Origin of the sequence: Aeromonas sp. 82P, assembly GCF_051919365.1 — a bacterium.
GTDB classification, from domain to species: domain Bacteria; phylum Pseudomonadota; class Gammaproteobacteria; order Enterobacterales; family Aeromonadaceae; genus Aeromonas; species Aeromonas veronii.
The window spans coordinates 4496275-4516262 of record NZ_JBQBEV010000001.1 but is presented as its reverse complement, the minus strand read 5'-3'; the positions used below and the strand labels follow the sequence as shown (position 1 = coordinate 4516262).

Below are 19988 nucleotides of genomic sequence, written 5' to 3'. Positions count from 1 at the left end.
TGACCGGGCTGGCTTACCCGTCAGGCGGTCAATGAATGTATGGGCGGAGCGGCATGGTCTGTGCCATGCGCGGTATTGGTCAGCGTTGCCGAAAATTAACTGTGAACGATTTTATCATTAATGCTGCTGGGCAGGTAAGTTTTCCGAATGAAGCTGTGGTTGAAATAAACAGACCTGCCAGTTAATTGATACGTTGCGGATGTAAACATTTACGCCCGGGCCGACACTTATTTCCATTATTGGTATTCGGCATATTTGGCGGAGTGAATTACGCCATCCTGCCTAATAAATACGCACCAATGGCGACAGCGCTTATCCTCCCAGCCGGGTCAGCAGCACGCCGCCAGTGATAATGGCCGCCGCCGTCAGCCGCATGCGCCCGAGCGGCTCTTTCAGCAGCCAGACCGAGAGCAGCATGGCAAACAGCACACTGCTTTCGCGCAGAGCCGCAACCACGCCAATGGGGGCTTGGGTCATGGCCCAGATAACAATCCCGTAGGCGAGCAGTGACATGGCACCTCCGGTGGCGCCAACCAGTGCATATTGGCGGATCTGGCGCCATGCGTTGCGCTTTTGGTGGACGAGCAACACCAGCAGCATCGCCAGCCCGGTACAGGCAAAGAGCCAGAGGGTGTAGCGTACCGGTTCACCCCCTGCGCGGGCGCCGGCTCCATCCGAGAGGGTATAGGTCGCCGTGAACATGGCCGTGATCAGTGCTGCCCGAACCGCTTTGCTGTCAAGGCGCTGCTGCCCACCTCGCCAGGCCATCAGCAAGACCCCCATGATCAGCATGCAGGCGCCGATGAGGCCGCTGTAACCGGGGTAGTCCCCCAGCAATATGGCACTTAACGCCATGGCGAGCAGCGGGGCACTGCCACGGGCCAACGGATAGATCTGGCCAAAATCGCCCTGATTGTAGGCATGACTGAGAAACAGGCAGTAACCGATATGGAGCAGGACTGAGAGGCCGAGCCAGGGCAGCTCGGTAGCAGAGGGAAGCCCCATGGGCAGCAGCGCCACGGCGGCGATAAGCCCTGAGAAGATCGCCACCAGTGACACGCCCACCAGCCGCTCTTCGCCAATTTTGACCAGCGCATTCCAGCTGGCGTGAAGCAGGGCGGCCAGCAGGACGGCAAAAAAGACGGTGGTGTTCATGGGAAAGGGCTCTCGGGCGATGGGGGTCAACAGCATACCCGCCCGGAGCCTGATTGGCCGAGATCTTTATCAAGGCTTCGGCTTTTCGGGGCTCGCCTCCTGCGTGGTGGCGTTACCCAGCTGCCCCAGCACCAGTTTGGGATGGGGGTCGGTCTGCAGCGGAATATCATGCAACTCTGTTCCCTGCTGATGGCGATGGATGATCCCGGCGGCCATCTTGCCCAGCGCTTCGTAGCTGCTGATGGTGCCAACGCTGCAGCCGTGTTCAACGAACAGCTCGGCACTGCAGATGGTAGGGATGGCAGCTGCGTTGAGTGCATTCAGCAAACGGGGGGCGATGGAGAGCAGATAGCTGTCTGCGGCCAGAAAGACGATGTCGTTTTTGGCATCCTGTTGCAGTCGCTTCAGTTCGTTGTCCAGCCGCCGTGGGTCAGGGGCCATTCGCCAGGTGACCATCTGCCACTGGTAGCGTTTCGCTTCATTGAGCAACATATCGGCCACCAGCAGGGTGTTCTGCTCACGGGGGTTGAAGGGTAGCAGCAGCCGTTTTCCGGTGGCCAGGTGCTCGCTGGCGTTGGCCAGTTGCAGCGCCATCGGCACCATGTTGCTTACCCCGGCTACCATGCTGTTCTGGGCTTTGTCTTCCGAGAGGATGTCTGCCCCGACCGGATCGGAAACCACATTGAAAATCAGAGGCTTGCGGTTGGCCACCAGACTCTTGGTCATGGTGGTGGCGGTGGTGCCAAAAGTGTAGATGTAGTCGTACTCGGCCAGTTTCGGCAGCATCTGCTGGCGCAGCATGGTTGCCAGCGCTGTGCGATCCTGATCGGCGTTATAGGTGGTGATGGTGGCCTGATAGCCAAGACGGGTCAGCTCTGCCCGAAAGCCCGCTTCGGCTGCGGTTTCACCGCGCCACAGCACCATGGCGATAGAGAGGGCGTGAGCGGGAAGAGCCAGCAGCAACAGCAGGACGAAAGGCAGCCTGACCATGATCATCTCTCCGGCGATACATCTACTGTTGAGCCTAGGCCACTTTCTCCGGTCGTGAGCGACGCCCAGCAAAAAGCGCGATGGCAAGCCATCGCGCTTTGGGGATCCGCAAAACCTCGATTAGAAGTCGTAGCGGGCAGCCAGCTGGAAGTCATCCTTGTTGGCTGTCGCTTTGCCGGCAACGCTGTCCAGATTGTTGATGCGGTACTCGCCAATCACCCGCAGGTTCTTGTTGAATTTGTACTGGGCACCCAGGGTGTAGTAGTCAATGGCATCGGTTTTCTTGCCGCCAGTGACTTCCTGCTCCTGTTTGTTCCACAGAGCCATCAGACCGAAACCGTTCTCGAAGTTGTAGCCCAGCGCGGCTTCCCAGCCTGTATGGTCGGTGCCACTTTGGACAAAGTCAGAGCCATCGGCATAGCTCAGAGCCGCATAGGCCGCCTTGTTGTCGAACTTGGCGGAGATCAGCCACAGTTTGGCGTCTTCGGTATTCTTTTCCTGACGTTGGCCAACGTTGTAGGCGGTACCCAAAGACAGATTGAACGGGAAGGTGTAAGCCACGGCTGCACCATAGGCTGGGTCAGCTGCGGAGGTCTTGTTGCTGCTCTTGTCTTCTTCTTGGCCGCCATCAAATTTGTAGCTGGCATCAAACTGGAAACCATTGAACAGGCCGGAATACTTCAACACGGAACCAGCGCGGTTGGTGGCGAAGGTATCAGTCTTGGCGCCCAGCGCTTCGTTGCCGTAGCCGTCGGAGAGGGAGACATCAGTCCAGTCGGCCAAGAAGCCCGGGGCCCCTTTCTGGCGACCGAAAGTCACGGTACCCCAGTCAGCGCCGACACCAGCAAAGGCCAGACGGGTGCGCAGGTTGTCTGTGCTTCCATCTTTACCCAAGGTCTTTTCGCTGTCGTTGATGTACATCTGCACTTCGTACTGGGCCAATGCTTTCAGACCGCTCTGGATCTGGGTCTCGGCCTTGGCGCCGAAGCGGACAAACTGGTTGGCCCCTTGCTTGGCGCTGTAATCCTTGGTGCCATTGATAGTATTCGGGTTTGTTGTATCGACCCCTTCCTTCTTGTCACCGAAGAATTGACCGGCGTAGATACGGCCATAGAGATCCAGCATGGAGGTGTCATTTTTGTACACTTCAACGGCTTGAGCCTGGAAGGCTGCGGTGAGAGCCAGTGCCACTACAGTCAGCTTTTTCATCTTAATCCCTTGTGGTGTTGCAAGCTTTTGTTTTGAAAACGGGGTCATGCTAGGCAGCGGGGATGACAGCGGGGTGACAGTTGGATGAAGAGTCGATGGCAATTGGGTTGCAATTGGATGAATTGGCTACATTCTTGCTCGCAGCGGCTACTTTTGTGCGCAAAGGTTTGCCCTTGTGGTAGAATGCCGCCCGTTTTCGAGCTCCATAGGTTGGATATGCGATGAGACGTGAACTGGCAATCGAGTTTTCCCGAGTGACGGAAGCGGCTGCACTGGCTGGCTACAAGTGGCTCGGACGTGGTGACAAGAATATCGCTGATGGGGCGGCCGTAGCGGCCATGCGCCACATTCTCAACCAGATCGAGATCGATGGTGAGATTGTGATCGGCGAAGGTGAAATTGATGAAGCGCCGATGCTCTATATCGGTGAGAAGGTCGGTACCGGACACGGCGACGCGGTGGATATCGCGGTCGATCCCATCGAGGGTACCCGCATGACTGCCATGGGTCAGGCCAACGCGCTGGCCGTGCTGGCGGTGGGCGACAAGGGTTCTTTCCTGAAAGCGCCTGACATGTACATGGAAAAGCTGATCGTCGGGCCCAAGGCCAAAGGCGCCATCGACCTGGATCAGGCTCTCGAGCTGAACCTGAAGTCCGTGGCCAAGGCGCTGGGCAAGCCGCTCTCCCGTCTGACCGTCATTACCCTGGCCAAGCCGCGTCATGACAAGGCAATCAAGGAGATGCAGGGTCTGGGCGTGCGGGTGTTCGCCATTCCTGATGGTGACGTTGCCGCCTCCATCCTCACCTGTCTGCCGGACAGCGAAGTCGACATGCTGTATGGCATCGGCGGCGCACCGGAAGGGGTGATCTCCGCGGCGGTGATCCGCGCGCTGGATGGCGACATGCAGGCCCGTCTGGTGCCGCGTCATCGCGTCAAGGGCGACAGCCCGGAAGTGCGTGTACTGGGCGAGCAGGAAATTGCCCGCTGCGAAGCGCTGGGTATCGATGTCAACAAGGTGCTCAAGCTGGAAGACATGGCGAAGAATGACAACGTCATCTTCTCCGCCACCGGCATCACCAAGGGCGATCTGCTGGATGGCATCACCAGCGATGGCGTGATGGCGACCACCGAGACCCTGCTGATCCGTGGTAAATCCCGCACCATTCGTCGTATCAAGTCGATCCATTACCTTGAGCGTAAAGACAGCGTGGTTCGCGATATCATCCTGTGATGATGGCTCGCTGAACCGGCTGTGTCTGAAGCCCGATCGCCCGTGCGGTCGGGCTTTTTGTTGTGCGCCAGCTACGTTTGTGCCGCCGCTTCGGCTATGGTGGCTCAGACCGTCCCAAAGGAGTGGAGTCTATGGAGTGTCGTAGCGGCTGCGCTGCCTGTTGCATCGCCCCCAGTATCAGCAGTGCCATTCCCGGTATGCCAGATGGCAAACCGGCTGGCGTCCCCTGTATCCAGCTCGATAGCGCCCTTGGCTGCAAGATCTTCGGTCAACCAGAGCGGCCAGCGGTGTGCGGCGGTTTCCGCCCCATGATGGATGTGTGCGGCAGCCACCGTGCCGAGGCCATCTGGCTGATCGGCGAGCTGGAGCGGCTCACCACCTGACGAGGGCAGGGCGAAGAGATAAAAAAAGAGGCCGCATCATGCGGCCTCTCGCGTTTCTGTTTGCCGGGGATCAGACTCCCGCCAGCTCCAGTGCCTGACGATAGTACTCGTTGGCCTTGTTGGTGAGGCGGCGTTTGTCCATCAGCTGGCCGAGAGCGTGATAGGCGGCGGCGCTCGGCGCCCGCTCCACCTCCTGTTCCAGCAGCTTCTGGGCATCGTCCAGCTGACCGGCCAGCAGATAGAGCTGGGCCAGTGCGGTGTCCACCTCCGGTTGCCCCTGCTGTTTTTGCAGCAGAGCAAGCAGCGGCTGGTAGCTGTCGAGTTTCAGCTTGGGCAGACGAGCAAGCAACTGCGGCATCGGCTGTTTGCGCAGCGCCTCCTGCCACAGGGTGGCGGCTTCGCCGTCGGCACCCAGCTGGCGCAGCAGATCGCCGTAGCAGGCCAGCAGTTCTGGCTCGAGGCGCAGCTTGCGCGGCAGATCCTGCCACACCGCCTTGAGGGTCTCGAGGCTGCCGGCAGCCTGTTGCAGGCGACCAGACCAAGCCTGTTGCAGCAGATCTTCTTCCTGTTTCGGGGTCAGCTTGCCCACCTTGTGCAGGCTGGGAATAAGGTCGCACAGGGCGCTCCAGTCCTGACGGGCCAGATGTACCTGACGCAGCCGATCCAGCACCATGGGGTGGCGCGGGTTGAGGGCGTAGACCGACTCCAGCATCGCCAGCGCGGTATCGTACTGGCCCTGCTCGATCTGCAACTGGGTCTGGGTCAGGGTGAGCGCCAGCTCGGCTTTGGGGTTCTCCTCCTGCGCTTTTTGCAAGTATTGATCCCGGCGGGCGTCGTCACCACGGGCCTGTGCCGCCTTGGCGGCGCTCAGGTAGTTGAGCAGCGGGGTGTCGCTGTTGCTGGCCCCCTTGATCATCAGCTTTTCAGCCTGACTGTAGTGCCCTTCGGCCATTGCCAGGGTGGCGGCGACGGTCTGTTGATTGGCCTTGCGGCGGCGGCGCGAGCCGTACCAGCCTAGGGTCTTGCGGCGCAGGCCGAATACCCGACCCAGCAGCCACTCGACGATCAGCAGGGCGCCGTAGAACAGCACGGCCAGGATCACCGCGCTGGTGACGGAAGATTCGATGGTGTAATTGCCAAAGGCAATCAGCACATAGCCCTTGTTACCGGAGGCTTGCGGGCCAAAGATCAGCCCTGCGACCATCACGGCAACCAGAATGATTATACGGATCATGGTGCCCTCCTCAGCTGCTGGCCAGAATGCGTTGCAGGCGTTCGGTCAGCACCTGCTCCAGCATGGCCTGGGTCTTGAACTGGGCCGGATAGTCGATCTGGATCTGCTCACCCTTTAGCTTGTCGATCTCGCCCTGCATGTAGCGGGTGGCGCTGTTGTCGGTGTCGAAATATTGGGTCAGCCAGCGCTGGGCCTTGTCCAAGCTGTCTTCGTAGAGCGCCTGCTGCTCGCGATAGACGGAGAGCTGGGCCTGCAACAGCTTGGTCTTGAGGTTTTCACGCAGGAAGATCTCCTGCTGCGGCGAGAGCAGCGCCTCGACCGCGCCATCGCGGCGACGGATGGTGACGAAGTTCTCGGTGAACTTGACCCAGTTCTTCTTCAGGTTGCTCTCCCACTCGTCGGGATTGGTGCTGACCGCTTGATCCGGCTCGGCCTTGGCTTCCGGCATGCTGACGGTGGAGAGGGGCAGCAGCTCGATCTGGTCGGACAGTGCAGCCAGCTTGAGGGTCAGCCCCTCGCGGTCGATGCGCGGCATCCCCTTGAGCTTGGCGATGTCCTCGGCCAGCGCCTTGCGGATCGGCATCAGGCTGGGGTCGTTGAGGGCGGCGATGCGCTCGTCAGCGTTGCCGAGCAGGGTGATGGCGGAGACGAGGTCATGCTCCAGCCACAGTTTGCGGCCCGCCATCCGAACCAGATACTCGGATTCGGCCAGCATCCAGTCGTTGGGACGTTTGTCGTTGAGATCCAGTACCCGGTTCTGCAGACCCTGCATTTCCCCTTGCAGCCGCTGCTGGGTTTGATCCAGCGCGGCCAGCTGCTCGGCATCCTTGCTGCTGGTCTGGTCGATCTTGCTCAGGGCGCTTGCCAGCTGCTGCTTGAGCTGTGCCAGTTCGGCTTGCTGGGCCACGGCATTCTTGTGACCGTGCAGATAGAGACCGCCGGTCAGGCCAAGGGCCAGCAGGATGGCAACCCCTCCCAGTACGGCACCGGAGCGGCTCTTGCTGCCATTGACCGCAGCGGTCGGCTGGGGTTTTACCTGGGATTCTTGTTGTTCTGTCATTCCATCTTCCTCAGTTCCAGTGCGGCCGTCAGGGCCTGGTTGGATGCACCTTGGGCAATCGTGATATGGATAAAGCCCGCGGAGTGGGCCATCTCGGCCACGCGCGGGCTGGGGACCACCAGCAGGCGGTCAAAAAGCCAGGGCCTCTGGTGGTCGGGAACCAGCTCCAGCAGCCGTTGCAGCAGTTCACCACTGGTAATGAGCAGGCTGTCCAGCCCAGCTGCCTGCCAGTGGCGGGTTAATGTCTCCCCGTCCAGCTCGGGGTAGTGGCGCTCATAGGCCGCACAATAGTGCACCAGAGCACCGCGTGAGGCCAGTGTGCTGGCGATGAGATCCCGCCCGCCATTGCCGCGCAGGATCAGCACCCGTTTGCCTGCTACCTGCTGCAGGGCGGGCAGGGCCAGCAGCCCTTCGCTGCGCGGGTCATCCGGGCAGCTTGCCGTGATGCCGATGGCGGCAAACGCATCTGCGCTGGCCTGACCCACCGCAAAGTACTCAATATGTGGCCAGGTCTGACCAGTTTGCAACAGAAAATCGTTTGCAAAATGAACGGCATGGATGCTGACGGCGATAACCGCGTCGGCACTGCGCAGCAGGTCGGGCAGGAGAGGGAGTTCACTGCCCGCTACGGTTTCCAGCAGCGGGCAGCAGAGTGGTGCATGACCGTGCTGGCGCAGCAACTGCACCAGCTCGGCGGCCTGGGCGGCCGGACGCACCACCAGCGGGGTCATGCGCGGTAGACCTCGGCGAGGATCTCGTCGGCACCGGCAGCCAGCAGGCGCTGGGCCAGTTGCTCGCCGAGGGCCTCACCATCGGCCAGCGGGCCGCGGATCTCGTCACGGATTACCTGGCTGCCATCCGGGCTGCCCACCAGACCGCGCAGCCAGATCTGCTCGCCTTCGACCAGTGCGTAGGCACCGATAGGCACCTGACATCCCCCTTGCAGAGCGCGGTTCATGGCTCGCTCGGTCAACACCCGGGCGCGGGTCTCGGCGTGCTCCAGCGGCGCCAGCAGAGCGTGCAGCTCAGTATCGTCGAGGCGGCATTCGATGCCGACAGCCCCCTGACCGTTGGCCGGCAGGCTCTGCTCCGGCTCGATAAAGGCGGTGATGCGGTGCGCCATCTCCAGTCGTTTCAGACCGGCGGCGGCGAGGATGATGGCGTCGTACTCACCGGCATCCAGCTTGGCGAGGCGGGTGTTGACGTTGCCACGCAGGTCGCGGATCACCAGATCCGGGCGGGCGGCGCGCAGCTGGCACTGGCGGCGCAGGCTGGAGGTGCCGACCACGGCCCCTTGCGGCAGTTCGGCAATGGCCTTGAAGCGGTTGGAAACGAAGGCATCGCGGGGATCTTCCCGCTCGCAGATGGTGTGCAGACCGAGCCCCTCGGGGAACTCCACCGGCACGTCTTTCATGGAGTGAACGGCGATATCGGCCCGTCCTTCCAGCATGGCGGTCTCCAGCTCCTTGACGAACAACCCCTTGCCACCGACCTTGGCCAGCGGGGTATCGAGGATCTTGTCACCCTGAGTGCTCATGGGCACCAGTTCGACCTGCAACTGCGGGTGCAGGGCTTCGAGCCGGTCTTTGACAAAGTTGGCCTGCCACAGGGCCAGCGGGCTCTTGCGAGTGGCAATTTTCAGGGTTCGGGCTGCCATATCAATCAGTTGTTTCATTTTTAGAAGGAAATCGATATTACCACCCTTTGCCCGGGCTTTCATGGCGGAGCCGGCAAAAGCGGGGCCAAGCTCAAAAATGCATGCTGAAAATGATTTTCATTAAGCAATTGGTGTTGATTAATTCATTGAATGTATTGGAATTTAATGATTTCCCCTGATACTTGATGTGGTCATACCAGAAATAATCTGGCGTTTAGCTGAAGGCTTGTTTACCACCGCTGTTTGCATTGTTAACATGATCACACTTTTTTGACGTATCCCCCTTTTGGTGCGTCATTTTCACTTAGGTGATAGGCAGGGCATTGCAGGAACACATCGATACGCTGGTTGCGCGTTATGACGACATTACCCGTCTCAAGACGCAACGGGCGTTAGGCCTCATGAGTCGCTATGGGCAGCAGGTATTCCAACTGCTGCCTGTCATGCTGCACTTCAATCATCCCCTGCTGCCCGGTTATGTCTCCGGTGATGTCCCTCATGGCATCTGGAGCTTCAGCGCCACCGCCGAGCAGCAAGCCTTTATCGATGACCTCTGCCGCAACGCCAACTGCCAGAGTGGTCTGGCCACCCATGATCGAGCTATTCAGGGGCTCTACTCCATGGGCAGCACCTCCTCCATCGGTCAGTGCTGTCACTCCGATCTCGATATCTGGGTCTGCCACGTGGCCGGTTTGTCGCAGGAGCGGCTCGATCTGCTGGAGCTGAAATGCCAGCAACTCTCCAAGTGGGCCGAACAGCGCGGGGTCGATCTCAACTTCTTCCTGATCCCGGAAGACAAGTTCCGCCAGACCAACGATGCCCAGATGCAGGGGGAGAGCTGCGGCAGTGCCCAGCACCTGCTGCTGCTCGACGAGTTCTACCGCAGTGCCATGCGTATCGCGGGCAAACGCTTGATCTGGTATCTGGTGCCCACCGAGTGTGATGATCACTACGATGCGTATGTGAACGAGCTGTTCGAGAGCGGCAAGCTCAAGCAGGACGACTGGCTCGATCTAGGCAGTTTTGACCGTATTCCGGCCGAAGAGTATTTCGGCTCCGCCCTGTGGCAGCTCTACAAGGGGATCGACTCTCCCTACAAGGCGGTGCTCAAGTCGGTGCTGATGGAAGCCTACTCCCACGAGTATCCCAACACCCGCCTGCTGTCGATGATTGGTCGCGACTGGTTCCAGCACAACGAGGGGATGCACTACCGGCTCGACAACTACTGTCTGATGCTGGACAAGGTGACCAACTACCTCAAGTCCATCGGCGACATGGCGCGGCTCGATCTGGTGCGCCGCTGCTTCTACCTCAAGGTGTGCGACGGTCTCAGCCATCCCAAGGATGATCACTCCCCCGAGTGGCGCCGCGAGCAGATGAGCCAGCTGGTCTCCTACTGGGGCTGGAGTCAGGACAAACTTTATCAACTCGATCATCGCCATGAGTGGAAGATCGAAGAGGTGAAGATCGCTCACGCCGAGCTGCTGGAAGCCCTGATGCAGAGCTACCGCAACCTGATCCAGTTCGCTCGCCGCAACAACATCAGCGAGTCGATCAACCCGGAAGATATCGGCATTCTGTCGCGCAAACTCTACGCCGCGTTCGAGAGCCTGCCGGGCAAGGTGCAGCGCATCAACCTCAAGATCGCGCCGGATCTCAGCGAGCCGGATCTCAGCTTCGTGCAGGTGCCTCACGGTCGCCTCAACCGCGCCGGTTGGTATCTCTACAAACATTCGCTGGAGCCGGTGGACATCATTGGCCGCGCGCCGCTGGAGTTCAACGGTTACATCAGCAAGCTGGTCTCCTGGGCCTACTTCAACGATCTGCTGACACCCCAGTCGCGGGTGCACCTGTTCAATCAGGGGTCGGATCTGCACATCGACAATCTGCACCAGTTCTGCCGCGATCTCTCCGGCTGCTTCCCCGAAAAGTACCCGCTGGCCACCAATCTGGCGCTCAGCCGACCGTGCGAAATTCGCCAGCTCTCCATCTTCCTCAATCTGGAGATGGACCCGACCAGTCACTGGGTAGGTCAGGTGATCGAATTTGATGCCAACACCGTGGATGTCTTCTCGTTCGGCCGCAATCAGGAGTGTCTGGTCGGCTCGGTGGATCTGGTCTATCGCAACTCCTGGAGCGAGATCCGCACCCTGCACTTCCAGGGGGATGAAGCCGTGGTCGATGCCCTCACCACCATCCTCGGCAAGATGCATCAGGATGCCGCCGCCCCCGAGATGATCGAGGTGTTCTGCTACAGCCAGCACTTCCGCTCTCTGGTGCGCTCCCGCTTCCAGACTCTGGTGGCGGAGTGCATCGACCTGCGCCTTGCCCGCGACAAGCAACAGCTGGTCAAGACCATGGCCCTTGGCCGCGAGAAGTACGGCATCTTCTTCGAGCGGCGCGGTGTGTCGGTGAAGAAGCTGGAAAACGCCATCGATTTTTACCGTCACATCTCCCACAACAAGCTGGATCACCTGCCGTTGCGGCTCGACAAGACCCACAGCCAGCATCTGCCGAGCATCGTCGATGCCTACGCCAGCGAAGGGTTGGTGCAGTTCTTCTTCGATACCCGTGATGCGGGCACCAACATCTATATCCTCGATGAGGCGAACCGGGTGGAGATCTACCAGCACTTTGCCGGCAACAAGGATGAGCTGGTGGCGGGGGTCAACCGCTTCTACACCTCCAATCACGAGCGGTTCAGCGATGATGGGCAGTTCATCAACTTCAACCTGCCCCAGTACTACGAGATAGTACAGGTGAATGGCGAGCTGGATGTGATCCCCTATCGCAGTCAGGGCACTCTGCGCGAACAGGTGCCGCCCGCTCGAGAAGTGGGTTGATCCGTCAGTTGGAATCGCCATAAAAAACGGCCTGCAGATGCAGGCCGTTTGCTTTTGCGGTTGTTCATGCGCCGAGACGAGCCAGCAGCCAGCTGCGAATGTCGCCGAGCTGAGGACGGCAGATCTCGTGACGCATCGGGTACTCGTGCCACTCGGGGGTGAGTCCGGCGCTTTCCAGCCGGTTCTTGGCATCCCAACCGAGCGACAGGCTCACCACATCGTCGTAGATGCCGTGCATGTAGCAGATGGGCAGAGTGCGAGCAGCCTCGCTCATCTCGCCGAGCAGCTTGTCGGGGGCGGCCAGATAGGTGGACATGCAGAGCAGGCCCGCCAGCGTTGCCTGATAGCGCAGCGCGGTGAAGGAGGCAATCACCCCGCCCTGAGAGAAACCTGCCAGCACGATATGCTCGGGGGCAAACCCGTCGGCCACCAGCTGATCGAGCAATGCGGCAATCTGGTCGGCTGATTCACGGACATGGGACTCCACGGCCCGCTCGGCGGGATCCTCGAAGCTCCTGATGTCGTACCAGCCGCGCATCTTGTAGCCCATGTTGATGGTGATGGGGCGCTCGGGGGCATCCGGCAGCAGGTGACGCACCGGTAGCTCGGCGGGCAGGTCCAGCGCGTCCACCAGCGGGGCGAGACCGGCGCCGGAATCACCCAGCCCGTGCAGCCAGATCACCGCGTGACGGGCGCCCTGCGGGTGCAGGTCAATCATGGGAACACCACATCTTCGCCCGCCTGGGCGGTGCAGGATTGGCTCAGCAGTGCCTTGAGCTCGTGGCCGAAGCGGTTGTCGATCCAGGTGTCACCCTGCAGTTCGAAGTGGAAGCCGTTCTCGCGGGTGGCGACCCAAATCTGATGCAGTGGCTCCTGCTTGTTGATGATGACCTTGGTCTTGTTCTCGAAAGAGAGGGTCAATACGCCGCCGCTGCGTTCGCAGTCGATATCCGGATACCCCTCGTCGAGGGTGTCTTCCACATATTGGAAAAAGGCGTCGGTCAGGGCGTGATACTCGTGATCCTTCATCGGTTTATCCTGTTGCTTTTAACAATGTGAGTGCGATTATAGAGGGCCAAAAATTTTTTCGCAGCGAACCATTATGATCACCCAGTTCACCAAGTGTCTGCTTGCCACTCTTCTGTCCCTCGGGTTGGCCGCGTGCGGTCTGAAGGGGCCGCTCTATATGCCGCCCCCCGAGCAGCCACAGAGCCAGAGTACACCGCAAGCAGCACCGCCTGCGACCTCCGAGGCTGCCACCGAGGCCGCGCCGCACTAATGCCGCACCCATTCTAGGAAGGAACCGCCCCCTTGGATCACTTTAACTACGACGCCGACGGCCAGCTTCAGGCCGAGCAAACCTCGCTGCAACAGCTTGCCGAGCAGTACGGTACCCCGCTTTACGTCTACTCCCGTGCGACCCTCGAGCGCCACTGGCACGCCTTCGACAAGGCCGCTGGCGATATTCCCCATCTGATCTGCTATGCGGTGAAGGCCAACTCGAACCTGGCGCTGCTCAACCTGCTGGCCCGACTGGGCTCGGGGTTTGACATCGTCTCCGGTGGCGAGCTGTCGCGGGTACTGGCGGCGGGCGGTGATCCGGCCAAGGTGGTCTTCTCCGGCGTTGCCAAGAGCGAGGCCGAGATGCGCTTGGCGCTGGATAAAGAGATCCTCTGCTTCAATCTGGAGTCGGAAGCCGAGCTGGAGCGCCTCAATCGGGTGGCGGGCAGCATGGGCAAGAAAGCTCGTGTCTCGGTGCGGGTCAATCCGGATATCGATGCCGGTACTCACCCCTATATCTCCACTGGCCTCAAGCAGAACAAGTTCGGCATTCCCATCGAGCTGGCGCCTGCCATCTATCGCAAGGCGGCCGCGATGGCGAACATCGAGATCGTCGGGGTCGATTGCCATATCGGCTCGCAACTCACTGAATTGAATCCCTTTATGGAAGCGGCTGACAAGCTGCTGCGGCTGATCGACGGTCTGGCTGCAGAAGGCATTCATATCCACCATCTGGACGTGGGGGGCGGCCTTGGGGTCAACTATGGTTCCGAGCAGCCACCCCATCCGACCGAGTATGCCGAAGCGCTGAAGCAGAAGCTGGCAGGCCGGGATCTGACCCTGCTGTTCGAGCCGGGCCGTGCCATCGTCGCCAATGCCGGCGTGTTGCTGACCCGGGTCGAGTACCTGAAGCCGGGCGAGACCCGCAACTTCGCGCTGATCGATGCTGGCATGAACGACATGCTGCGCCCTTCGCTCTACGGCGCCTGGATGAACATCATCGAGGTGGATAGCCGTGCCGGTCATGCTCCCGCGCTCTATGACGTGGTGGGCCCGGTGTGCGAGACCGGTGACTTCCTCGGCAAGGAGCGCACCCTGGCGATTGCCGAGGGGTCGCTGCTGGCGGTGCGTTCGGCTGGTGCCTACGGCTTTACCATGTCATCCAACTACAATACTCGTCCCCGTGCCGCCGAAGTGCTGGTGGATGGTGCCGAGGCGCACCTGATCCGCGAGCGTGAGCAGTTGGCCGATCTCTGGCGCGGTGAGCACCTGCTGCCCTGATGCAGTAGATAGAGATGACAGAATTTTACAGCCCTGACAGCACAGGAGTGCGCGATGTGGACAGATTGTTCCAGGATGCATGGGGCTGTGGCCAATGACTTCATAGTGGTTGATGGTGAGTATTTACAGCCCTAACAGCACAGGAATGCACGATGTTGATAGATTGTTCCAGGATGCATGGGGCTGTGGACAACGACTTCATAGTGGTTGACGGTGAGTTTTTACAGCCCTAACAGCACAGGAATGCACGATGTTGATAGATTTTTCCAAGATGCATGGCTTGGGCAACGACTTCATGGTGGTGGATGGCGTCACCCAGAAGGTATTTTTCAGCAATGACGTCATCAAGAAGCTGGCAGATCGCCACTTCGGGATCGGCTTTGACCAGCTGCTGCTGGTGGAGCCGCCCTATGACCCTGAACTCGACTTTCACTATCGCATTTTCAATGCCGATGGCAGCGAGGTGGAGCAGTGCGGCAACGGCGCCCGCTGTTTTGCCCGTTTCGTGCGCCTCAAGGGGCTGATCAACCGGGATCGCATCGCGGTCAGTACCGCCCGGGGTCGCATCGTGTTGCAGCTGGAGGGGGAGAATCAGGTCACAGTCAACATGGGTGTTCCCCAGTTTGAGCCGGGCAAGATCCCGTTCCGGGCTCAGAAGGCAGAGAAAACCTATCTGCTGCGGGCGCAGGAGCATACCGTGATGTGTGGCGTGGTCTCCATGGGCAATCCCCACTGCGTCATCGAGGTGCCTTCGGTCGCCGATGCGCCGGTCGAGACGCTCGGTGCCATCATGGAGCGCCACGAGCGTTTTCCCGAGCGGGTCAACGTCGGTTTCATGGAGATGGTCAATGCCACCGAGATCAAACTGCGTGTATTCGAGCGGGGCTGTGGCGAGACCCTGGCATGCGGCACCGGTGCCTGTGCGGCGGCGGTGATTGGCATCAGTCAGGGCAAGCTCAAGGAGCGGGTCACCGTCAGTCTGCCGGGCGGCAAGCTGACCATCGCCTGGAAGGGGCCGGGCCAGCCGGTCTATATGACAGGCCCCGCCGAGCATGTGTTTGACGGCCAGATAGAGGTTTAGCCGATAAAGGTTCAGGTACGGGGGGCGTTGGCCCCCTTTGCCCATGATGTCGGGGCAGCGAGCCCCATTTCTCTGATGGATCAACCAATTTATGAGCGAACTCAAACGGCAGGAGCAATCGGTGGATGAAGCCACTGTGCTGGAGTACCTGGCCCGTTATCCCGAGTTTTTCCAACGCCATGCCGCCGTGCTGGACCGGATCCGCATTCCCCATGAACGCAAAGGGTCGGTCTCGCTGGTCGAGCGCCAGCTGGAGCGTCAGCGCGAGCGGATCGAACAGCTGGAGCAGGAGATCACCGAATTGATGGGGATCGCCAGCGAGAACGAGCGGATCTTCCGGGTCTATGCCGATCTCTACGGCGAGCTGTACGGTTGCCAGACCCTGTTCGAGGTGAGTGCCGTGATGGGCAAGGCCTTTGTCCAGCGGCTGCGCCTGACTGGGTTGCGACTCTGGCTCAACCCCAAGAAGTTTGCCCTGAGCGGGCCCGAGCAGCGCTTTCTGGCACAGGGCAAGCAGCTCGAATCCCTGCTGGGTCAGCGTCTACCGGGGCAGGATTACTACTTTGGCCGCCTGAGCCAGAGCGAGAAGCAGGCACTGTTTGGCCACGATGTGCTGGTCAACTCGGTGGCCCTGATGCGGCTCGGCGATCTCGGTTTGCTGGCCTTCGCCAGCTCGGATCCCGGCCACTTTACTCCCCACAACGACACCCTGCTGCTGGGCCAACTGGGGCGCCTGCTGCAACTGCGTCTGCCCGAGTTGACTCATGGCTAGAACACCGGCCAGGGTGCCCGCCAACGCTCCCGTCGTCGCACCGCCACTGCCTGCGGCACTGGCTGACGAGCTGGCGACCTTTATCGAATACCTGAGGGTCGAGCGTCAGCTCAGCCCTCATACCCGCAATAACTATCAAGCCCATCTGGAGGCGATGACAGCCGAGCTGGTAGCCCTGGGGCTCACTGACTGGGGTCGGCTCGAGGCGAGTCAGGTGCGCACTCTGGTGACCCGGATGCACAAGGCGGGCCTTGCTCCTCGTTCCCTTTCCACCAAGGTCTCGGCCCTGCGCAGCTTTTGCGACTGGCAGGTGCGGCAGGGGCGACTGACCGCCAATCCGGCCCGTGGCATCGTCACCCCCAAACAGGGGAGGCCGCTGCCGAAAAACCTCGATGTGGACGAGATGCACCAGCTGCTCAACATCACCGACGAGCAGGATCCGCTGGCGGTGCGGGATCGCGCCATCATGGAGCTGATGTACTCTTCAGGGCTGCGTCTGGCCGAGCTGGTGGGGATCAATCTGGTGGATCTGAAGCTCGACGACCGCCAGCTCAAGGTGACCGGCAAGGGCGCGCGGGAGCGGGTGCTGCCCATCGGCCGGATGGCGGTCGAGTGGCTGCAGAAGTGGCTCAAGGTGCGCCCGCTGCTGGCCGGGGACGAGAGCGAGGCGCTGTTTGTCTCCAGCCGCAAGCAGCGGCTGTCGGCCCGCTCGGTGCAGGCCCGCCTTGATGGCTGGGGCAACAAGCAGGCGCTCAACGCCCACGTCCATCCCCACAAGCTGCGCCACAGCTTCGCCACCCATATGCTGGAGTCCTCCGGCGATCTGCGGGCGGTGCAGGAGCTGCTGGGACATGCCGACCTCTCTACCACCCAGATCTATACCCACCTCGACTTCCAGCATCTGGCCAAGGTTTACGACAGTGCCCACCCCAGGGCCAAGCGTGACCCGGATGCGCAGGACGATGAATAGCGGGCCCTGAGCCCCGTTGCAGAGGAGAGTCCATGCACTTCTATCGCCGCTGGCAGCCGGTTGCTGCCATCTCGTTTGACCTCGATGACACCCTCTATGACAACGGCCCCGCCATCGTGCGCGCCGAGCAGTGGATGCTGAGCCATCTGCGCAGCGAATATCTGGCCACCGCCATGCTCGACAAGCCGCGCTGGCTGGAGTTAAAACGCGCCGTGTTGCTGGCCTGGCCCGAGCTGCGCCACGATGTCAGCCTGGCGCGTCAGCAGACCATCCGTACCGCCATGGTCGAGGGGGGGATGGCCGACCAGCAGGCCAGCCGCGAGGCGGAGCAGGTCTTTGCCGCGTTTCTGGCAGAGCGCTCGAAGATCGAGGTGAGCGAGTCCACTCATCAGCTGCTGGCCAGACTGGCCGAACGCTATCCGCTGGTGGTCATCACCAACGGCAATCTGGATCTGGCGCAGGCAGGGCTGGATTGCTACTTCACGCTGGTCTGCAAGGCGGGGGCGGGCGCCAGAATGAAACCGGCGCCGGATATGTTTGAGCAGACCCGCAGCGCCCTCAAGCTGCCAGCGGAGCGGATCCTCCATGTGGGGGATCATCCCGAGACCGATGTGCTGGGGGCCCGTTTGCACGGTTTTCGCGCCGCCTGGCTCAACGAACGGCAGCAACCGTGGCAACAGCTGCAACTGTTGCCGGACGTGGAGCTGACGGCACTGGAGGAGCTGGCCGAGCTGCTGCTCTGATGGCGCTGGCGGGTTGCCCGGCTCAGACGGTAATGGCTGTCAGCGAATAGCGATATATGGCAAGGGGTTACGCCCGCTATTTGCGACAAACCAACCCGAGCAGGGTGTAGCGATCGCGCTGGTTGACGCGGCAGTAGCTGATACCAGCGGGCAGCGCCTGCTGCAGGGTGATGGCGCTGTTGCGATAGTGGCAAACCAGATAGAGGGGGCGCAGGCTGCTATCGAGCTGGCTCCAGTAGTGGATCTCGTCGCTGTCGCCATTATCCGGTTTGAGCTGGGCCAGCTCGGCAGGATCTCCGTCGAACAGGGCCAGATTATCGAGCCGGTGGCTGAGGGTTTCGTCCGGTTTGCCATCGTCATTGCGAGTGAACGCCTGCCAGCCCTGCTGCGGAGTCAGCAGCTGCTGGCGAGTCTCGATGGTGGCGGGACAATCAAATTGCAGGCTGGCGGCAAGGGCCAGGGTGGTCAGTAACATGGCTGCGGTTCTCTCTTCACGTCCTCAATATCGTGCCATGCTACGTCATCTTCCGCCGAACAGCTTCATCAGCTTATCAAGCAGATCAAGCTGTTGTGGTGGCTGTTTCATGGCTTCCGCTTCCCGCTCCAGCAGCGCCTGCTGCTCCTGCTGGCGGTCGCTCAGCACCTGATAGAGGGGCTCGACCAGCGCCTCACGCTGCATCACCAGCTCCTGAAACATTGCCTGATTGATGCGATAGGTTTCGACGGTGGCCACCGCCCGTACCGTGAAGGAGCTGGGCTCGCCGGTGAGTAGGCTCAGTTCGCCAAAAAAGTCTCCCGCGTTGAGCGTACCAAGCTTCAGCTCTCGCCCTTCGACATTGACCACCATCTCGGCTTCCCCTTTGACCAGCACGAACAGCCAGCTGGAGACATCCCCCTGCTCCAGCATGATGTCGCCGCTGACGAAGGGGGCGAACTTCACCTGATCGGCCAGCTGGAGCAGCTCGTTCTCCTGCAACATGGCAAACAGCGGCAGCTTGCGCAGCGTATCGGTTCGTTCGGCGGTGTGGCGCTTGTGGCGGGCATCCAGATGCTGCTTCTCCTTGGCCATAAAGACGTTGAAGATCGGCGGGGTGAGGCGGCGATCGTTGCGACGCAGGGCGGCATCGATCAGGCTGCGCACCATGGAGTCGGTCGGATCGTCGCGAGCCAGGTCAGTGAGCCAGTAGCGCACTGCATAGCGGGCAATCCCTCCTTCGACGTTCATCAGCAGGCAGTCCGGTTGCGGATGCTTGGCGACACAGGGGAGCTTGGTCTCCCGCAGGGATTTCTCGATCAGCGCGATGATCTGGGTCGGCAGGGTATCCAGGGTCAGATCGAACCAGACCCAGCGCCGCCACTGCAAGGGTTCGCCACGGCGGCGCCCGAGCACGGTGAAGCGCTGTTTGAGCAGGTGGCTGTTGGGGATGACGACAGTCTCCCAGTTGCGGGTCTCGATGGTGGTAGCACGCCAGTTGATCTCCACCACCCGGCCCTGGGTGGTGTCGACTTGCAGCCAGTCACCGATGGCGATGGAGTTGTCGAGCTGAATGGAGACCCCGGCCAGCAGGTTGCCAAGGGTGTCCTGCATGGCGAAGGCGATGACCGCGGTGATGACCGCCGAGGTGGTGACTATCTCCCCGAGCGCCATGCCGGAGGCGTAGAGGCGAAACAGACCCCAGCCGATATAGCCGATGGTGATGACGATATCGGCGATGATCCGCGGGATCCGCACATGGCAGAGGGGGAGCAGAAACTCGAACAGCAGGATCCCCCATATCTTGACCAGTATCAGGCCGGCCAAGAGGGTGGAGATCTCGATCAGCAATTGATGGGGCAGCGGCAGTTTGAACCAGCCCCCTTCCAGCTGGATCAGCAGGATCACCACCGCGCTAATCATCACGAAACTGAGCTCGGAGAGCAGCTCCCGTCGCTGTCCCGGACGGCGCCAGAAGTGGATCAGCATCAGGGAGAGGGTGAGCAGGGTCCAGAACGGGTGTTCGCCAATCCAGATCAGCGTCGGTAGCGCGGTGAGGTTTTCGCCAGCCATAGCAGCACCTTATTGTGGTTTTATTTCCAGCATAGCTGTTGCGGCGCGGG

At 60.8% G+C, this 19988-nt stretch carries 20 protein-coding genes; 9 read left to right on the top strand and 11 right to left on the bottom strand.

Annotated features, from left to right (window positions below; genetic code table 11):
- Positions 1-312: 312 nt before the first annotated feature.
- The 3 genes from ACTG2S_RS20790 to ACTG2S_RS20780 all read right to left on the bottom strand — a co-directional run bounded on the left by ACTG2S_RS20790 (position 313) and on the right by ACTG2S_RS20780 (position 3354).
- Complete coding sequence (locus ACTG2S_RS20790; protein ID WP_439983206.1) at positions 313-1191, bottom strand: DMT family transporter; 879 nt, start codon at positions 1189-1191, stop codon at positions 313-315.
- Between the two features lie 33 nt (positions 1192-1224).
- Entirely contained in the window at positions 1225-2145 is a 921-nt protein-coding gene (locus tag ACTG2S_RS20785; RefSeq protein WP_274160652.1) for an ABC transporter substrate-binding protein, read from the bottom strand.
- Positions 2146-2265: 120 nt separating this feature from the next.
- Positions 2266-3354: a porin gene (locus tag ACTG2S_RS20780; RefSeq protein WP_042079640.1), complete on the bottom strand. Its 1089-nt coding sequence runs from the start codon at positions 3352-3354 to the stop codon at positions 2266-2268.
- Positions 3355-3575: 221 nt separating this feature from the next.
- Here ACTG2S_RS20780 and glpX point away from each other — a divergent pair, with 221 nt between their 5' ends.
- A complete protein-coding gene (gene glpX / locus ACTG2S_RS20775; protein ID WP_076495580.1) occupies positions 3576-4586 on the top strand; it encodes a class II fructose-bisphosphatase in 1011 nt (336 codons plus the stop codon).
- Positions 4587-4717: 131 nt separating this feature from the next.
- The gene (locus ACTG2S_RS20770) at positions 4718-4969 is read left to right on the top strand and encodes a YkgJ family cysteine cluster protein (RefSeq protein ID WP_005336384.1); all 252 of its coding nucleotides are present in this window, start codon (positions 4718-4720) and stop codon (positions 4967-4969) included.
- A 70-nt stretch (positions 4970-5039) separates the two neighbouring features.
- On the opposite strand, the gene ACTG2S_RS20765 is transcribed toward ACTG2S_RS20770, so the two are convergent.
- From ACTG2S_RS20765 to hemC, 4 genes are read right to left on the bottom strand one after another with little or no spacing between them, the layout of a single operon-like run.
- Positions 5040-6203, bottom strand: coding sequence for a heme biosynthesis HemY N-terminal domain-containing protein (locus ACTG2S_RS20765; protein ID WP_439983203.1), 1164 nt, complete (start codon positions 6201-6203; stop codon positions 5040-5042).
- 10 nt (positions 6204-6213) lie between these two features.
- Positions 6214-7263, bottom strand: coding sequence for a uroporphyrinogen-III C-methyltransferase (locus tag ACTG2S_RS20760; RefSeq protein ID WP_005336380.1), 1050 nt, complete (start codon positions 7261-7263; stop codon positions 6214-6216).
- Positions 7260-7994: a uroporphyrinogen-III synthase gene (locus ACTG2S_RS20755; RefSeq protein ID WP_274160650.1), complete on the bottom strand. Its 735-nt coding sequence runs from the start codon at positions 7992-7994 to the stop codon at positions 7260-7262. The genes ACTG2S_RS20760 and ACTG2S_RS20755 overlap by 4 nt, the downstream gene beginning before the upstream one ends.
- Positions 7991-8920: a hydroxymethylbilane synthase gene (gene hemC / locus ACTG2S_RS20750; RefSeq protein WP_136501663.1), complete on the bottom strand. Its 930-nt coding sequence runs from the start codon at positions 8918-8920 to the stop codon at positions 7991-7993. Before hemC ends, ACTG2S_RS20755 begins: the two co-directional genes overlap by 4 nt.
- A 323-nt stretch (positions 8921-9243) precedes the next feature.
- On the opposite strand from hemC, the gene ACTG2S_RS20745 reads away from it, so the two are divergent.
- Positions 9244-11763, top strand: coding sequence for a class I adenylate cyclase (locus ACTG2S_RS20745; protein ID WP_123172211.1), 2520 nt, complete (start codon positions 9244-9246; stop codon positions 11761-11763).
- A 64-nt stretch (positions 11764-11827) separates the two neighbouring features.
- Here ACTG2S_RS20745 and ACTG2S_RS20740 read toward each other — a convergent pair whose 3' ends face one another.
- Together ACTG2S_RS20740 and cyaY are read right to left on the bottom strand one after the other, a co-directional pair.
- Positions 11828-12481 (bottom strand): alpha/beta hydrolase, encoded by a 654-nt coding sequence (locus ACTG2S_RS20740; RefSeq protein WP_279500642.1) that lies wholly within the window; start codon positions 12479-12481, stop codon positions 11828-11830.
- A complete protein-coding gene (cyaY, locus tag ACTG2S_RS20735; RefSeq protein ID WP_047438752.1) occupies positions 12478-12792 on the bottom strand; it encodes an iron donor protein CyaY in 315 nt (104 codons plus the stop codon). Before cyaY ends, ACTG2S_RS20740 begins: the two co-directional genes overlap by 4 nt.
- A gap of 73 nt (positions 12793-12865) precedes the next feature.
- Between cyaY and lptM the strand changes: the two genes are divergently transcribed.
- From lptM to ACTG2S_RS20705, 6 genes are all read left to right on the top strand, one after another.
- Positions 12866-13042 carry an LPS translocon maturation chaperone LptM gene (lptM, locus tag ACTG2S_RS20730; protein ID WP_074045189.1) on the top strand — a complete coding sequence of 59 codons (177 nt, stop codon included), beginning with the start codon at positions 12866-12868 and terminating at the stop codon, positions 13040-13042.
- A 32-nt stretch (positions 13043-13074) separates the two neighbouring features.
- On the top strand, positions 13075-14325 hold the full coding sequence (lysA, locus tag ACTG2S_RS20725; RefSeq protein WP_064335261.1) for a diaminopimelate decarboxylase: 1251 nt from the start codon (positions 13075-13077) through the stop codon (positions 14323-14325).
- A 250-nt stretch (positions 14326-14575) separates the two neighbouring features.
- Positions 14576-15406, top strand: coding sequence for a diaminopimelate epimerase (gene dapF, locus ACTG2S_RS20720; protein ID WP_005336371.1), 831 nt, complete (start codon positions 14576-14578; stop codon positions 15404-15406).
- A 91-nt stretch (positions 15407-15497) separates the two neighbouring features.
- Positions 15498-16178, top strand: a complete 681-nt coding sequence (locus ACTG2S_RS20715) for a DUF484 family protein (RefSeq protein WP_439983200.1) — start codon at positions 15498-15500, stop codon at positions 16176-16178.
- Positions 16171-17148, top strand: coding sequence for a tyrosine recombinase XerC (gene xerC / locus ACTG2S_RS20710; RefSeq protein ID WP_439983198.1), 978 nt, complete (start codon positions 16171-16173; stop codon positions 17146-17148). The genes ACTG2S_RS20715 and xerC overlap by 8 nt, the downstream gene beginning before the upstream one ends.
- A 32-nt stretch (positions 17149-17180) precedes the next feature.
- Positions 17181-17891: an HAD-IA family hydrolase gene (locus tag ACTG2S_RS20705; protein ID WP_201990609.1), complete on the top strand. Its 711-nt coding sequence runs from the start codon at positions 17181-17183 to the stop codon at positions 17889-17891.
- Positions 17892-17967: 76 nt separating this feature from the next.
- Here ACTG2S_RS20705 and ACTG2S_RS20700 read toward each other — a convergent pair whose 3' ends face one another.
- Positions 17968-18366 (bottom strand): STY0301 family protein, encoded by a 399-nt coding sequence (locus ACTG2S_RS20700; RefSeq protein ID WP_274160647.1) that lies wholly within the window; start codon positions 18364-18366, stop codon positions 17968-17970.
- A 45-nt stretch (positions 18367-18411) separates the two neighbouring features.
- The gene (locus ACTG2S_RS20695) at positions 18412-19938 is read right to left on the bottom strand and encodes a cyclic nucleotide-binding domain-containing protein (protein ID WP_274160646.1); all 1527 of its coding nucleotides are present in this window, start codon (positions 19936-19938) and stop codon (positions 18412-18414) included.
- Between the last annotated feature and the right edge of the window lie 50 nt (positions 19939-19988).